The following is a 15,001-nucleotide window of genomic DNA, read 5'->3' as shown; positions in this document are numbered from 1 at the left end:
CGGATCCACATTCCCGGGCTTGTGCTCCCGGATCCGCGTGCCCGACCGGAGAAAACGTACGCCAGGACGTTCCTTATGTACGAGATCTCCGGCGACCGCCAGGTTGACCGGAGACTCCGTACGATTGCCGCCTTCCAGCGTACGAAACCCCCGGTACGGACCGGCCTGCGGCCGGCCTCAACATCACCTCGCAGCTGTCGCCGCTCGGCTGAGCCTAAAAACAGTCCACCGGACTGTTTTCTTAACGGCTCAGCCCTTATGCTGGATCGGCTTCCACTGGGCCTTGGAGAAGATGGCCTGGAAGGAGATGGGGACGTAGGAGAGCATGTAGATCGGGAAGGCGAGCACGTAGGCGAACAGCTCCTTGTTGGTGGCGCCGATCTGCCCGCGTTCGGCCACGATCGTCAGGCCGGCGAGCGCCATCATGCCCAGCACGGACAGCACGATGCCGTTCGCCCATCCGGTGACCGAGCTCAGCTGGCTGGACCACGAGACGAATCCGAAGGCGGCGAACAGCACGCCGAGGATGACCCTGGCCACGCCGAGCACGGTGAACGGGCACAATAGCAGCGTGAAGTCGACGGCGGAGAAGTCGCGTTCGCGCACGGCGCGGCGGACCAGCGAAGGCCCGTAGTAGCGGAACACCTGCAGGAAGCCCTTGCTCCAGCGCAGGCGCTGGCGCCAGCTCTGCGCGAAGGTGACGGGCTGCTCGTCGTACAGGATCGCGGTGCCGCAGTAGCCGACGCGGTCGCCGTGCAGCACCGAGTCCATCGTGAACTCGAGGTCCTCGGTGAGCAGGTGGAACTTCCAGCCCTTGTTGCGCTTCATGACCTCCTTGGAGAACATGAAGCCGGTGCCGCCCACGTGGCAGCTGGATCCGAACAGCATGCGAGAGTTGTTGAGGAACCTGGATTCGCGGATGAACCACAGCGCCGAACCCGAGGAGACCCAGTTGTCGTTGAGGTTCACCGAGTTGCGGTAGGAGGTGAGGATGCGGAATCCGGACTGGAAGGCCTTGTTCATCTCCTCGAAGTAGTGCTTGTCGAGCTTGTTGTCCGCGTCGAAGACGAAGTACGCGTCGTACGTGTCGGCCAGGCCCTCGTCGATCATGTGGTCGAGCAGGTAGGTCAGGGCGTATCCCTTGCCGATGAGCTTGTCGTTGTGCCGTTCGACCACGTTGCAGCCCATGGCGCGCACCACGTCGGCCGTGTCGTCGGTGCAGTTGTCGGCGACGAGCCAGATGTCGATGAGGTCGGCGGGATAGGTCTGCTCGCGGATGCAGCGGATGAGGTTGCCGATGACCTTCGATTCGTTGCGCGCGGAGATGAGCACCGCGTAGCGTCTGTCCATGGGCGCGTCGGGGAAGCGCACGGGCTTGGAGAACAGGGACATGAGGATGCACGCGCCCTGGTAGACCATGCCGGCGCCGCCGACGATGACGAGCAGGATGTCGAGTACGGTGAGCAATGCCATCAGCGCCACCTCGCACGGGGGTTGTCGGAGTCGCCGGATTCCCGTTCCCTGGCGGCGTCCCGGGGTTCCGTCGTCTTGCGTATCGTCTTCGTCTCAGGCGGGTCGTCGGTTTCCGGCGTCCCGTCGGAGGCTTCCGGCGCACCGGTCCGCACGCCCCTGAGCCCCGCCGCGGCGGTGCGCCTGAGCACGCCCTGCGGAATCGCGACGGTGACGGAGTCCCCGCCGTCGCCGGAGGCCCGGTCGTCGTCACCGTGCGGGATGGCGTAGATTTCCTCCTGCAGGCGGCGGATCTCGTCGTTCATCGGCACACGGCTCGTCGAACCCTTCGCGGCGCGGGGCATGTGCTCGCCGATCGGGTGGAGCACATGCTCGTTGAACGCCTCCGAGGCGACCACGACCTTCGACTTGGGGCCGACCGGATCGTTCATCAGCGGCGAGTCGACCAGATCGTACCGGCGCGTGTACGCGCGGAAGATGACCTGCAGCGAGGCGGTGACCGGCAGCGCGAGGAACGCGCCGAGCGCGCCGAACAGCGAGCCGAACGCGAGCACGGACAGGAACGCGATCGCCTCGTTGATGTCCATCGTGCGGCGGGAGATCATCGGCGAGAGCAGCAGGTTCTCGATCTGCTGGTAGATGATGATGAACACGAGCACGGCCACCGCGTACGTCCATCCGCGGTTGCCCCAGGCGAACAGCACCGGCAGCGCGCCGCCGATGTACGTGCCGACCGTCGGGATGAACTGGGAGACCACGCCGCAGAACAGGGCCAGCGGCAGCCAGTAGGGCACGCGGATGATCTCGAGGAAGATGGCGGTGCAGGCGGCGTTGATCATCGCCAGGATCGAACGGGAGAACAGGAACGAGGAGATCTGGTCCTGGGCGACGGTCCACACCAGCAGGAAGCGCTTCTGCATGCCCGGCGCCATCCACTGGCAGAAGGATCGGCGCAGCTTCGGGCCCGCGGCGGAGATGTAGTAGGTGGTCATCACCACGGTGAGCAGCTGCAGCAGGAACGAGAACAGGCCTCCCACCGTGCTCACGGCGGTGCCGGCGAAGTCGGTGACCCACGAGGTCTGGATGTTCTTGACGATCTCGGTGAAGAGGTTGTTGATCTCGGGCAGCTCGAACGAGGAGTACTGCGCCACGAAGTCCTTGATCTGCTCATAGGTGGCGGGCACGCCGTAGACCATGGCGATCATCTGGTTGACGAACATGCTGCCGAACAGCGAGAACAGCACGCCGATGACGAGGGCGACCGTCAGCAGGCCGACCAGCGAGGCGATGCCGCGCCTCCAGCCGTGCCGCACCAGCGCCACGACCATCGGCTCGATGGCCAGCGCCAGGAACAGGGAGATGATGATGTCGAGCACCAGATAGGAGATGCGCCCCCAGGAGCGCCAGCAGAAGGTGAACACGACGATCGCGATCGCGATGTAGAACAGGGAGCGGCCGAACCATTCCGGGGGCCTGCGGGGATCCCCCTTCACCGGGAACAGGGTGCCGAAATCCCACCGCTGCTCCGTGTCCTGCGTCTGTCTGCTGGTGCTCGCGCTTTGGCTCATGGGCCCCATTGTAGCGACCGGGGAGATGCCCGAGGCGGGCGGAGGGTGTACGCCCGGCCAATTATCCTGAAGGCATGCTCAACGTCTCGATCGTCATTCCGGCCTGGAACGAATCCGAGCGCATCGCCGTCTGCCTGCTCAACACGATCAGGCAGACCGTGATGCCCTACGAGATCCTGGTCGTCGACAACCGGTCCACCGACGACACCTGCGCCATCGTCGAACGCTTCATCGCCGACCATCCCGAGGCGCCGGTCAAACTGTTGCACCAGAACGAGGAGCAGGGTCTGATCCCGACGCGCAACTACGGGCTCGACCATGCCACGGGCGACGTGCTCGGCCGCTTCGACGCCGACTGCATGATCAAGCCCGACTGGGTGGAGGTCGTCTCCGGCATCTTCACCGAGGATCCGCAGGCCATGGGCGCCACCGGCCCGGTCATGTATTACGACATGCCGTCGCGCCACTTCGGGCTCAAGGGCGACAACTCGCTGCGCAAGCGCATCTACAAGGCGGACGGCGGCCAGCCGTTGCTGTTCGGCTCCAACATGGCGCTGCGCGCCTCGGCCTGGCATGCGATCTCCGGCGAGGTGTGCCGCGACAAGGCGGACGTCATGCACGAGGACATCGACATCTCCCTGCACCTGATGGGCAAGGGGCTCAAGACCGTGTACTCGCCGCGCATGATCGCCGGCATGAGCGCACGCCGCATGGACACGTCGCTCTCGTCGTTCCGCAACTACATGAAGCGGTTCCGCAACACGTTCGACGCGCATCCGCAGCATTGGCGCAAGCACAAGCCGGAGGTCCTGTTCACCGCCATGTACCCGGTGATGCACCTGTTCTACCCGGTGTGGCAGAAGGTGCTCAACACGGCGGACATCAATCCGGCCGAGGCGGCGTGGATCAACGAGCAGATGGAACTCGCCGAGAAGGAGGGGCGGGAGCTCTACGACGAGACCCCCACCGACGAGGAGTGGGACGAGAGACACGAGTGACGTCGGCCGGCCGGTTCACGATTTCCCCCCCCCCGCGCGGAATCGTGAACCGCCGCCCTGTGCGAACGAACATGACGAAGCCCGGAATCAGGCCGAAGCCGATTCCGGGCTTTGTTCGTTCCCGTTCGTTTCCGGTTCACGATTTCCGGAAGCGGAAAATCGTGAACCGGTCATCTCACATCAGGGACTTGTAGATGGCGAGGATGTCCTCCTCGGTGGCCTTGCGCGGGTTGCCCGGGGTGCACACGTCGTTGAACGCGTCGTGGGCGAGCGGCTCGAGATCGGCCTCGGTGGCGCCGACCTCGGAGATCGTGGTCGGGTTCTTCAGGTCCACGGTGAGCTTGTGGACGGCCTGCACGGCCTCCTCGCGCACCTTCTCGAGGTCGCCGGTGTAGGCGTCCTCGACGCCGAACGCGTCGGCGATGTCACGGTACTTCTCGCCCGTGTAGTCCTTGTTGTACTCCATGACCGGGGCCAGCAGGATGCCGTTGGCGACGCCGTGCGCGACGCCCAGGCGGCCGCCGAGCGGGTGGGCCATGCCGTGCACCAGGCCGAGGCCGACGTTCGAGTAGGCCATGCCGGTGATGTAGGAGGCGTACGCCATCTGCTCGCCGGCCGGGATATCGCCGTCGGCGGACTTGGCGAGGTTCTTGGCGATCATGCGGATGGTCTGCATCGACAGGCAGTCGGACAGCGACCACGCGCCCGGGGTGATGTAGCCCTCGATGGCGTGGGTCAGGGCGTCCAGGCCGGTGGCGACCTTGAGGCCGCGCGGCATCGAGTCAGTCAGATCCGGGTCGACGAAGGCGACGATCGGGATGTCGTGCGGGTCGACGGCCACGAACTTGCGCTTGTTGGCCGTGTCGGTGATCACGTAGTTGATGGTGGTCTCGGAGGCGGTGCCGGCGGTGGTCGGCACGCCGAAGATCGGCACGGACGGGTTCTTCGTGTCGGCGACGCCCTCCAGGGACAGCACGTCGGAGAACTCCGGGTTGGCGGTGATGATGCCGATGCCCTTGCAGGTGTCCTGCGGGGAGCCGCCGCCCAGGCCGATGAGGAAGTCCGCGCCGGAGGCGGCGAACTTCTCGACGCCGTCCTTGATGCACTCGACCGGCGGGTTCGGCTTGACGTTGGAGAACACCTCGTACGGCAGGCCGGCCTCGTCAAGGACCTTGGTGACCTTCTCGGCGGTGCCGGTCTCGAGCAGGACCGGATCGGTGACGATGAACGCCTTCGTGAAGCCGTGCTGCTTGGCGACGGCCGGGATCTCCTTGATCGCCCCACGACCGAAGTACGCGGTCTGGTTGAAAATCATGCGATAGACCATAAGGCTCTCCTTTAAGCTATGTGTCTTGCCTTATTACCGTGTGGGCGCGCGCATACGTTGCGCCGTCCGACAATCACTTAGTGTACTCGCGGATGTGAACGTTACCAGTGATATCGGAGGGATTTTTTCCGAAGGCGTCGCCACAGGACCGGGCGAACGGATGCGTACGGGGGCGACGCCCATGCCGCACCGGCCCTTCCCGTCGGCATGTCGTCCGACGTGCCGGCGGCATCCCACCTTGAACCGGAAACGGAGGCTCCGCCGATCGCGAACATGGTGCACCGACCGGCCGCACCGGCGTTTCCCCCGAATCGCCGGGGACTATCATGACCGGTGATCGGGGTTGTTTTCCATATACACGACCGCGTGTCGGGCACGCGGAACACGGAGGCTATGACAATGGCAAACGGCAAATCGATGACCGTCGGGGAAATGGTGGGGCTGTTCCTGCGCGGGGACGCGCCCGTGCGCGTCGACGCGTTCGACGGCTCGCATTTCGGGCCCGCGGACGCGGGTCTCAAGGTGCGCATCACCAATCCGGACTGCATGTACCAACTGCTCGCGCATCCGAACGAGATCGGCGTGGTGCGTGCGTACGTGCTCGGCGAGTTCGACGTGGAGGGCATCGACTACGCCGACCCGTACCCGGCGATGCGTGCGATGGTGTCGATGGCGAAGTACGTCAAACCGGTCACGCCGGTGTCGATGGCGCGCGTGACCGCCGGGATCCTGAGCCATGGGTTCAGGAGGCCGCCGGTGCCGGCCACCGAGGGGCCGAGCAAGTTCGCCCGCATCAAGGAGGGACTGCTCCCCCACACCGAGAAGGCCGATTCGGAGACGGTGAGCTTCCACTACGACATGTCCAACGAGTTCTACGCCGACTTCCTCGGCCCCTCGATGACTTACACCTGCGCGGTGTTCGAGAACGAGGACATGAGCCTCGAGGACGCGCAGGCCAACAAGCTGCGCCTGATCCTGGACAAGCTCGGACTGGAGCCAGGCCAGCGCCTGCTGGACATCGGCTGCGGATGGGGGTCGATGGTCATCGCGGCCGCGCGCCGCGGCATCAGGGCGCTCGGCGTCACGCTCTCCAAGGAGCAGGCGGCGTACGCGAACGAATGGATCGCGCGCGAGGGGCTTTCCGACCTCGCCGAGGTGCGCGTGCAGGACTACCGCGAGGTGCCCGAACGCGACTTCGACGGCATCAGCTCGATCGGCATGATGGAGCATGTGGGCGTGAAGAACTACCGCAGCTACTTCGAGGAGATGTTCAAGCTGCTCAAGCCGATGGGACGGCTGCTCAACCACCAGATCACCATCAGCCACGACAAGCCCGACGGCAAGCCCGGCACGGACGAGTTCCTCGACCGCTACATCTTCCCCGACGGCGACCTGGGCGCGCCCGGGTTCATCGAGTCGTGCATCCACGACGCCGGGTTCAACGTGGTGCATCAGGAGAACCTGCGCCAGCATTACGCGCTGACGCTGCATCACTGGAACCGCAACCTGTCCGAGCATTGGGACGACGCGGTGAAGCAGGTCGGCTTCGAACGGGCGAAGGTGTGGGGCCTGTACATGGCCGCCTGCGCGCTCAACTTCGAGCTCGACGGCATCCAGATCCACCAGTTCCTCGCCGTGCGCCCCGACCGCGCCGGCCACCCGGACGGCAAGTGGTATCCGCTGCGTCCGTGGTGGAAGGCGTGATCCGGGCCGACGGACCCGTCGCCCCCCCTCTCCGTGAGGGAGCCTCCGCCACATGAACGGTCCGGGGAAGGCGGCCGGGACCGTCAGAACTGGATGTAGTCCACTTCCTCGTGTTCGCCGGTCTCGAGGTATTTCGCCAGGTCCTCCGGGCCGGAGAACACCATCGTGACCGCCTGCGCCACCATGAGGTTCACGCGGTCCATCGGCGTAAGGCCCTCACGGTAGCCGTACACCGGCTTGCCCATCGCGTAGGCGTATCCGATTTCGAACATCGTGCCCGCGTCCTCGTCCATGAGGTTGGCGATCACGGCGTCGGACGCCTTGATGCCGGCGATATCGTCGGCGAAGCAGCCTTCCGGCCCCACGTCCTCGATCTGGCCGGCGAATCTCGGTTTGAACAGGCGCTGGCCGTGGTCCTCCAGCGTCCGCTCCAGTCGCTCCATGCTTGCCGTCTGCTCGGGGTCGAAGAACGGACCCGCCACATAGAAGTCATATTGCGTATCGCTCATGCCCACCATTGAAGCGCTGCGCGACACGGACGACCGGCATATGGTTCACTTTTCGGACGAAAGCCCACGATATGGTCACTATGTGGAATCTCTTCCCGACACGGCGGCACCCCACACACCTTTGGCCCCCTCCAAGGCGATTCACACCCAAGACAGAACGTCCCCATGCCGCCGCCCACCCATATCGCCCATTCCCGCAGCGTACGTCCAACCCGACATTATCGACCACCATCCGTTTGGACGTACGCTGAGAAACCGTCAGCGTACGCCCGAACGGATGCAATATGAAAATGTCCGGCGGAACGTACGCCCGCAGACCAGCCCATAGGGAACCAGGGCATGAGCACAAACATGTGTCTGTTTTCCTTACCCCTCACCCCGGCACCGACGCCGACCGGAACGACTTCCAACATCCAGGTCAAGCGCCCGTCAAACCATCAGACCACCAGACACACTTTTGGACTTGCAACCCCCAAAAACACACGCCCCGTGGGACGAACACAACCGAGGTGGATGACCGCCCCTGGCTTCACGCCGTAAGCAGTCCCCCTATCTGGGGACATGCCGACTTGCATCTAAATGTGGGGGCTATAGGCCAAATGTGGTGAGTTTATGGTGAGTGGCGTCGAGATATGCGAAACCCCGCAAGCCTTGCTATTACTTGACTCACGGGGTTTCCGTGGTGGCTCCGAACGGCGTCGATCCGTTGACCTAGCGATTTTCAGTCGCTCGCTCTACCAACTGAGCTACAGAGCCAGAGGACAATCAAAAAACCCGAAAACCGGGCTTCTCAACATCCCAGCGACCACGACCGGACTTGAACCGGCGACCTCCGCCGTGACAGGGCGGCGCTCTAACCAACTGAGCTACGCGGCCGTTGTTCTCTCGCGTTTCCGTGAGGCAACGAATGAATATATTACTCATATCGAAGCATCACGCAAACTACGGCGTGTCGCCTCGTATTGCAACGATTTACGTCACATCACCACGACCGCGAGGCACGGCGGAACGATCCGCATGCACGACGAAACACGACGAGGTGCGGCGAACCCCCACCGCGGCATCCGCGCCCGCGGACACCTCCGGAGCCGAAACGCATGCGGGGCGCGCCCGACGAACGGACGCGCCCCACGGAATCGCGCGACGGAGTCGACCACGATGGTCGCGGGCGGCGGTCGCACGCGACGGCGACCGGAAACCGGCCCGAATCACACGGCACCATACGGAACCGCCCGGAACGGGTCATTCGGCACGACCGGCCGCCGTCGGACACCGAACTCAGTCGGTCTGCTTCCAGTTCTCGACGTCGATGTGATGCTCCGGGTTGGCCTGCCACGCACGCCACGCGGATTCGACGATGTCCTCCACGTCGTACTTGGCATGCCAGCCCATCTCCTCGTTGATGCGCTTCGGGGAGCCGATGAGGTGCGGCGGGTCGCCGGCGCGGCGGCCCTGGACATGCTCCTGGAACGGGAGGCCGGTGACCTTCTTGAGCTCGTCGACGATCTGGCGCACGGAGGTGCCTTCGCCGGTGCCGACGTTGAAGGCGTCGTACTTGCGCCCGTCGCGGTCAAGGTACTTGAGGGCGGCGAGATGCGCATCGGCCAGGTCGGAGACGTGGATGTAATCGCGCACGCAGGTGCCGTCCGGGGTCGGGTAGTCGTCGCCGAAGATCAGCGGGGCCTTGCCCTTCTTGAGGCGGTCGAGCAGCATCGGGATGAGGTTGAGGATGGCCGGGTCCTCGAGCTCGACGGGGCCGCAGCCGGCCACGTTGAAGTAGCGCAGCGCGCAGAAACGGATGCCGTAGCGGCCCTCGCAGGCGCGGGCCATCCACTCGCCGAACAGCTTGGTCTGGCCGTACGGGTTGATCGGGAGCATCGGGACGACGTCCTCGGGCACCACGTCGACCGGCGGAACGCCGTAGGTGGCGGCGGAGGAGGAGAAGACGAGCTTGCGGGTCTTCTTGGACTCGCTCATGCCGGTGAGCACGTTGAGCATGCCGCCGATGTTCTGCTGGTAGTACCACAGCGGCTTCTCGACGGATTCGCCGACCTGCTTGCGGGCGGCGAAGTGGATGACGGCGTCGACGTCCTCGGCGTCGAGGATCTCGGCGAGACGCTCGCCCGCGCCCGGCGCGGAGATGTCCATGCCGTACAGGCGGGAGCCTTCGATGCGGGTGGGCTTGCCGTAGCTCAGATCGTCGACGACGACGACCTTCTCGCCGGCCTCATGCAGAGCGTGGACGACATGGGCGCCGATGTAGCCGCACCCACCAGTGACGAGAACTGTCATATCTGGCCTTTCATTGCCATGGAGCGAAAGCCCGGACATGCGGTTCGACTGCGCGAGCCGCTGTTCGCTTCTGCTCACATTTGTTATATTTTCGAACAATTTGAGTATAACACGTAACACGAACGAACACACGCGCGTTCCCGCCCCACCCAACGCAATCGTACGTAATCATGGTGAATAATGGAACAACACAAGACGACACAGGAAGGCATGCACATGACGAACGACCCCGCCGCCAACGGCGACGCCACGGACACCACCGCGAACCCCGCACCCGGAACGGCGACGACCCACGGCCACCCGCTGCACCGCGTGCTGTCGTTCGTGCGCCGCTCGGGCCGATTGGACGCCAGGCTCCAGCGCGCATGGGACAACTACGCGGACGGCTATCTCCTCGACGTGAACGACGGCGAGGGCTCGCTCGACGTGCGCCCCGGGTTCTCCCTCGACGCCCGGTACGTGCGCGAGACGTGGGGCAACGACAATCCACTGATCATCGAGATCGGCACCGGCCAGGGCGAGAACATCGTCGCCGCCGCGGCCGCACGGCCGGACGTGAACTTCCTCGCGCTCGAGGTCTACGACCCGGGCGTGGCCCACACGCTGCTGCTCGCCGGCAAGCAGGGGCTGAGGAACATCCGCGTGGCGCAGGTGAACGCACCGGAGCTGTTCAAGGCGTGCGCCGACGGCATGGCCGCCGAGGTCTGGACCTTCTTCCCCGACCCGTGGCCCAAGAAGAAACACCACAAGCGCCGTATCGTCCAGCCCGCGCTGGCGGGCGAAGTGCGGCGCGTGCTGGCGGACGGCGGCGTCTGGCGCATCGCCACCGACATCGAAGACTACGCACTGCACGTGCACGAGGTGATGGACGGGCTCGACGGATGGCGCAACGACGGCGGCGCCACCGTCAGCCTGCCGACCGGCCACGTGGGCAAGGGCAACGCCGATCTGGCCGCCGACATGCCGCACGCCGACTTCACCGAGTCGGGGCGTTTCGACGGCCGCGTGCTCACCAACTTCGAGAAGAAGGGCCTCGCCGCCGGCCGCGTGATCCACGACTTCACCTACCGCAAGGCGTGACGGCCGGGGAGACATGACACGGCCGGACCTCGACCGCCACACCGCACGACACGCCGACTTGCAAGGGCGTGACGACTTGCGTATTGTTACTCAAGTTGTCACGCCCCCATCGTCTAACGGTTAGGACACCAGACTTTCAATCTGACAACGAGAGTTCGACTCTCTCTGGGGGTACTTCATCGCAAAGGACCGGCTTCATGCCGGTCCTTTTTCGTTTCTCCACCCCATCCGTCCCGGCCGCCCCCCCGGTTCCCGCCGTCCGATGTGGAAGATCCGGGATCTCGACCAAGCCCGGTCAGCCGTCGGTCACTGCTTAGAGATGGACCAGAAGGTCGGGCTGCTGTCCCAGTTGAAGGAGACGCCCTTGAGCCCCTTGACGGTGGCGCTGGTCGCATTCGTGTTGTAGATGGGGATGGAAGGCAGGTCCTCGAGGAGGATCTCCTCGGCCTGCACGTAGAGCTTGTCCGCCTCATCGGTCGACGCCGCGGCCGAGGCCTTGGCGAGCAGGCCGTCGAACTCGGCGTTGTCGTACTTGCCGTAATTGCGGCCGCCGATCGCGCCGCTCGCATAGATCGGCGTGAGGTAGTCCTCGACGGACGGGTAGTCCGGTCCCCAGATGTCGTGGTACGCGGAGGTGATCTTGCCCGCGTACGCGTTGGTGATGTACTCCTTCTGGGTGGGGATCGGGTCGGTCTTCGCGTCAATGCCGAGCGTGTTCTTCAGCTGGTTCACGATGGCGTCGTACGTCTCCTTGTAGGTTCCGTCGGCGTTGTAGGTGATGGTGAAGTCGCCGTCCCAGGGGCTGATCTCGTTCGCCTGCTCCCACAGCTTCTTCGCCTCGGCGGCGTCGTGGCGGAGTACGTCGGAACCCTTGAGGCTGCCGGAGTACGGCTTGAACACCGGAGAGGCGAAGTCGGTGGCGGGGCTCGCGAGGCCGTTCATGATCTTCTCGGTGATGGCCTTGCGGTTGATGGCGAGGCTGATGGCCTTGCGGCGCAGCACGCCCTCCTTGCCGGAGAAGTGCTTGAGGTCCTCGGGGATGCCGAGCGCGACCCTCACGGGGCCGGGTTCGCTGTACGCCTTGACGGTCTTGTCGTTGAGGAGGTGCTTGAGCGCGCTGGCCGGGATGGCGCTGGTGATGTCGAGGTTGCCGGACTGCACGTCGGCGTACTGCGCGTTCGTGTCCGTGTACATCCTGTAGGTGATGCCGTTGTTCTTCGGCTTGTAGTAGCCCGTGTAGTACGTGTTCGGCACGACCTCGATCTGGCTGTCGTGCTTCCAGGACTTGAACTTGTAAGGCCCGTTGCCGACCGGGTTCTGACCGAAGGCCTTCGGGTCCTTGTAGAAGGATTCCGGCAGCGGGTCGTACGCCATGAAGGTCAGGACGGTCGGGAAGACCGCCGACGCCTCGTTGAGCGTGATCGTGAAGTGCGTGTCGTCCTTCACGGAGAGCCCGGAGAGCTGCTCGTCGCCCTTGAGCCCGTCCTTCTGCAGGTCCTCGTATCCCTTGATGTACGCCAGATACCCGGCGTTCTTCTGGGCGTTCTTCACGTTCGCGGTGTAGGACCACGCCTTCACGTAGCTTTCGGCGGTGATCGGGGTGCCGTCGGAGAACTCCAGCCCCTTGCGCAGGGTGACCGTGTACTGCGTGTTGTCGGCGTTCGGTTCGATCTTCTCGGCGTTCTCGTTGACGATGCCGCCGTCGGCCTTGGTCGCCACCAAGCCGGTGAACAGGACGCGGTTGAGCACCAGCGCGCCGTTGCCCTCGTTCGTGTCGCCGGGCACGAGCGGGTTCTGCGGCTCGCCGATGCCGAAGCTGATGATGTTGTCGTCCGCCGCGATCTTGTCCGCCTGGGATGTGGCGCCGCAGCCGGCCAGCATCGTGGCCGCCGCGATGGCCGCGACGACGGTGCGTATGGTGCGTTTCATGGTCATGGTTCCTTCTCCTTCTCTTGCGTCATGTCTCATGTGCGCGCGACGGCTCGCATGCACGGCGCCTCACGGCGCACACGTGCGTTCCCCGCCGCCCCGACGGCCGTCACGCGGTCCAATGGGTGGGGAACGGATCGTCGATCGTCCGGTCGAGTGTGAAATCGCCCCGTTCCATCATGGCGATCTCGATCAGGGCGAGCCCGATGCCCGCCGCCCCCCGGAACAGGCTGTGCGGTCTGGTGATGTCGTCGGGCTTCTGCCGCCAGAACGCGATGGGCCAGTCGGCCCGGCCGTCGCCCAGGTCCTCCTTCATGCCGAGGATGACGTTCCCGCAACGGATCGCGAGATCGTGCCATCGCCGGTCGCCGGTCGCGAGGTACAGGCCGACGAAATAGTGAACCAGTCCCGCATGGCCGCAGCACAGCGTGTCGATGTTCCACAGTCCGCGGGACTGGTGTTCGGGCGCGCCGACGGACTCGAAGCCGTCGGCGAGCGCGTGGACGAACGCCATCGCGTCCCCGTCCCCGGTGAGCCGGTGGAGCAGGTACGGGAACTGCCCGGTGCCGGCGATGCCGTGGCAGTGGCCGAGGGGGAACAGGTCCCGTTCCTCGGGCGCGAGGCTACGCGGTATGAGCACGCCCCTGGTCTGGGGCACGGCGACCGACCTGAGGTAGCGCAGCTGGTCGCGCGCGGCGTCGAGGTAGCGCCCCTCGCCGGTGAGTTCGTACAGTTTCAGCAGGATGTACCCGCTGCCGGCGGCACCGAACTCCCAGTTGGGCATGTTGTGGTCCATGTGGAAGACGACGCCCTCGAACGTCGCGGTGCCGCCGAAATGCCCGTCGAACACCACGTGGCCGTCCGCGCCGGTCCCACCTTCGGACAGGTACTGCACCCCCGCCCGGCGGACGAAGCCGAGGATCTCCGGATCGTCGAGCCGGCGGCCGAGCGCGAGGAGGAACAGGAGGATCCCGCCGTCCTTCACCCATGCCGTGTTGCCGGTCCAGTAGGGGCCGTGTTCGCCCTGTTCGCAGTGGGACAGGTAGCGTTGCGCGAACCGGCGGGCGGTCTGCGCGTAGGAGGGGTCGCCGAACGCCTCGGCGGCCTCCAGCAGCATGAGCCCGTAGCAGCTGTCGAATCCTTCGAGCGTGGTGACGGGCGCCTGCGCCAGGTGGTCCCGGACCCATTCGGCGGCGCGGCGCGCGATGTCCCGATGCTTCGGGTCCCCGGTCACACGGGCGAGCTGGATGTAGAAGTGCATGATGCCGGCGGATCCGTCCGCGTACCCCGGGTTCGGTCCTTCGCCGCCGACGCCCTCCCAGTGGATGCCGTCACCGTCCTCGATGGCGAAGCCTTCGATGTAGCGTTCGGCCTGGAGGGCGGTGTCAAGCCATTCGTCCGCGCTTTCGGCCTGCTTGAGCCCATATGGTTTGCCGACGCGGAACGACCATCTGTCGTTCCCCGTCGGCAATCCCCTATCGTCGTTCGCAATGCCCATGCGGACAACTATTACCGTTTCGGCGAGGGCGACACGACAGCCGCCCTATAGGCTTTTCTTGGTGCCGGTTATTCGCCGAGCCGCTTCGCCACCCAGTCGACGATGTACGGGGCGACCTGTTCGATCTGGTCGATGGCCACCTCGAACTCGTGCGGGCCGCCGTACCACGGGTCCACCAGGTCGATCTCGCCTTCTCGGCCGGCCGGCGGCTTGGGCAGGTTCGGGTCGAAGCTGCGGTACATGTGCACTTCGGCGCGTTTCGCCGGCGGCAGCATGCGCAGCAGCGCGCGCATGTGCGAGGCGGTCATCGGCAGGAACAGGTCGGTGCGGGCGATCTCGTCGCGGCTGATCCGGTGCGCGAAGTGGTTGCGCGGGATCTCGTCGCCGTAGCCGCGCTCGCGCAGCACGTGCACGGCGCGCGGGTCGATCGGGTGGCTCCACTCCTCGTCGGAGACGCCGCTGGACTCGACGTCCACGCGGTCGGACAGGCCGCGCTCGTCGAAGTAGTGGCGCAGGATGATCTCGCCCATCGGCGAACGGCAGATGTTGCCGGTGCACACGGTCATGACCGTGTACTTCTTCTGCTGGTGGTCCTTGCCGCGTTCGTCGGCCATGGCACGCTCCTT

General features: G+C 65.2%; 11 protein-coding genes and 3 tRNA genes. 4 read left to right on the top strand and 10 right to left on the bottom strand.

What is annotated here, in order from left to right:
• Positions 1-249: 249 nt before the first annotated feature.
• Positions 250-1,473: a glycosyltransferase family 2 protein gene (locus GFD21_RS08715; RefSeq protein ID WP_163197590.1), complete on the bottom strand. Its 1,224-nt coding sequence runs from the start codon at positions 1,471-1,473 to the stop codon at positions 250-252.
• Complete coding sequence (locus GFD21_RS08710) at positions 1,473-3,038, bottom strand: AI-2E family transporter (RefSeq protein ID WP_225431759.1); 1,566 nt, start codon at positions 3,036-3,038, stop codon at positions 1,473-1,475. The genes GFD21_RS08715 and GFD21_RS08710 overlap by 1 nt, the downstream gene beginning before the upstream one ends.
• Positions 3,039-3,112: 74 nt before the next feature.
• Here GFD21_RS08710 and GFD21_RS08705 point away from each other — a divergent pair, with 74 nt between their 5' ends.
• A complete protein-coding gene (locus GFD21_RS08705; protein ID WP_163197588.1) occupies positions 3,113-4,036 on the top strand; it encodes a glycosyltransferase in 924 nt (307 codons plus the stop codon).
• 175 nt (positions 4,037-4,211) lie between these two features.
• Here the strand turns inward: GFD21_RS08705 and fucO are convergent, their stop codons facing one another.
• A complete protein-coding gene (fucO, locus tag GFD21_RS08700) occupies positions 4,212-5,363 on the bottom strand; it encodes a lactaldehyde reductase (RefSeq protein WP_163197587.1) in 1,152 nt (383 codons plus the stop codon).
• Between the two features lie 399 nt (positions 5,364-5,762).
• On the opposite strand from fucO, the gene GFD21_RS08695 reads away from it, so the two are divergent.
• A complete protein-coding gene (locus GFD21_RS08695) occupies positions 5,763-7,067 on the top strand; it encodes a class I SAM-dependent methyltransferase (RefSeq protein WP_163197586.1) in 1,305 nt (434 codons plus the stop codon).
• Between the two features lie 83 nt (positions 7,068-7,150).
• On the opposite strand, the gene GFD21_RS08690 is transcribed toward GFD21_RS08695, so the two are convergent.
• The 4 genes from GFD21_RS08690 to galE all read right to left on the bottom strand — a co-directional run bounded on the left by GFD21_RS08690 (position 7,151) and on the right by galE (position 9,868).
• Positions 7,151-7,576 carry a nucleoside 2-deoxyribosyltransferase gene (locus tag GFD21_RS08690; protein WP_163197585.1) on the bottom strand — a complete coding sequence of 142 codons (426 nt, stop codon included), beginning with the start codon at positions 7,574-7,576 and terminating at the stop codon, positions 7,151-7,153.
• 680 nt (positions 7,577-8,256) lie between these two features.
• A tRNA-Phe gene (locus GFD21_RS08685) sits at positions 8,257-8,332 on the bottom strand.
• Positions 8,333-8,378: 46 nt separating this feature from the next.
• A tRNA-Asp gene (locus GFD21_RS08680) sits at positions 8,379-8,452 on the bottom strand.
• Positions 8,453-8,854: 402 nt separating this feature from the next.
• Positions 8,855-9,868: a UDP-glucose 4-epimerase GalE gene (gene galE, locus GFD21_RS08675; RefSeq protein ID WP_163197584.1), complete on the bottom strand. Its 1,014-nt coding sequence runs from the start codon at positions 9,866-9,868 to the stop codon at positions 8,855-8,857.
• Positions 9,869-10,078: 210 nt separating this feature from the next.
• On the opposite strand from galE, the gene trmB reads away from it, so the two are divergent.
• Complete coding sequence (gene trmB, locus GFD21_RS08670) at positions 10,079-10,948, top strand: tRNA (guanosine(46)-N7)-methyltransferase TrmB (RefSeq protein ID WP_163197656.1); 870 nt, start codon at positions 10,079-10,081, stop codon at positions 10,946-10,948.
• A 102-nt stretch (positions 10,949-11,050) separates the two neighbouring features.
• Positions 11,051-11,122: transfer RNA gene (locus tag GFD21_RS08665), tRNA-Glu, on the top strand.
• A 132-nt stretch (positions 11,123-11,254) separates the two neighbouring features.
• Here the strand turns inward: GFD21_RS08665 and GFD21_RS08660 are convergent.
• The 3 genes from GFD21_RS08660 to GFD21_RS08650 form a co-directional block, all read right to left on the bottom strand.
• A complete protein-coding gene (locus tag GFD21_RS08660; protein ID WP_163197583.1) occupies positions 11,255-12,877 on the bottom strand; it encodes a peptide ABC transporter substrate-binding protein in 1,623 nt (540 codons plus the stop codon).
• A 109-nt stretch (positions 12,878-12,986) separates the two neighbouring features.
• On the bottom strand, positions 12,987-14,375 hold the full coding sequence (locus GFD21_RS08655; protein WP_163197582.1) for a lanthionine synthetase LanC family protein: 1,389 nt from the start codon (positions 14,373-14,375) through the stop codon (positions 12,987-12,989).
• Between the two features lie 68 nt (positions 14,376-14,443).
• Entirely contained in the window at positions 14,444-14,989 is a 546-nt protein-coding gene (locus GFD21_RS08650; RefSeq protein WP_163197581.1) for a low molecular weight protein-tyrosine-phosphatase, read from the bottom strand.
• Positions 14,990-15,001 lie beyond the last annotated feature (12 nt).

The organism is Bifidobacterium platyrrhinorum, assembly GCF_010667645.1.
Classification (GTDB): domain Bacteria; phylum Actinomycetota; class Actinomycetes; order Actinomycetales; family Bifidobacteriaceae; genus Bifidobacterium; species Bifidobacterium platyrrhinorum.
This window is presented reverse-complemented; position numbering and strand designations above follow the sequence as displayed.

Coding starts and splice junctions, on each gene's coding strand:
- GFD21_RS08715 (WP_163197590.1), bottom strand. CDS start 1,473: ATGGCATTGCTCACCGTACTCGACATCCTGCTCGTCATCGTCGGCGGC.
- GFD21_RS08710 (WP_225431759.1), bottom strand. CDS start 3,038: ATGAGCCAAAGCGCGAGCACCAGCAGACAGACGCAGGACACGGAGCAG.
- GFD21_RS08705 (WP_163197588.1), top strand. CDS start 3,113: ATGCTCAACGTCTCGATCGTCATTCCGGCCTGGAACGAATCCGAGCGC.
- fucO (WP_163197587.1), bottom strand. CDS start 5,363: ATGGTCTATCGCATGATTTTCAACCAGACCGCGTACTTCGGTCGTGGG.
- GFD21_RS08695 (WP_163197586.1), top strand. CDS start 5,763: ATGGCAAACGGCAAATCGATGACCGTCGGGGAAATGGTGGGGCTGTTC.
- GFD21_RS08690 (WP_163197585.1), bottom strand. CDS start 7,576: ATGAGCGATACGCAATATGACTTCTATGTGGCGGGTCCGTTCTTCGAC.
- galE (WP_163197584.1), bottom strand. CDS start 9,868: ATGACAGTTCTCGTCACTGGTGGGTGCGGCTACATCGGCGCCCATGTC.
- trmB (WP_163197656.1), top strand. CDS start 10,079: ATGCACATGACGAACGACCCCGCCGCCAACGGCGACGCCACGGACACC.
- GFD21_RS08660 (WP_163197583.1), bottom strand. CDS start 12,877: ATGAAACGCACCATACGCACCGTCGTCGCGGCCATCGCGGCGGCCACG.
- GFD21_RS08655 (WP_163197582.1), bottom strand. CDS start 14,375: ATGGGCATTGCGAACGACGATAGGGGATTGCCGACGGGGAACGACAGA.
- GFD21_RS08650 (WP_163197581.1), bottom strand. CDS start 14,989: ATGGCCGACGAACGCGGCAAGGACCACCAGCAGAAGAAGTACACGGTC.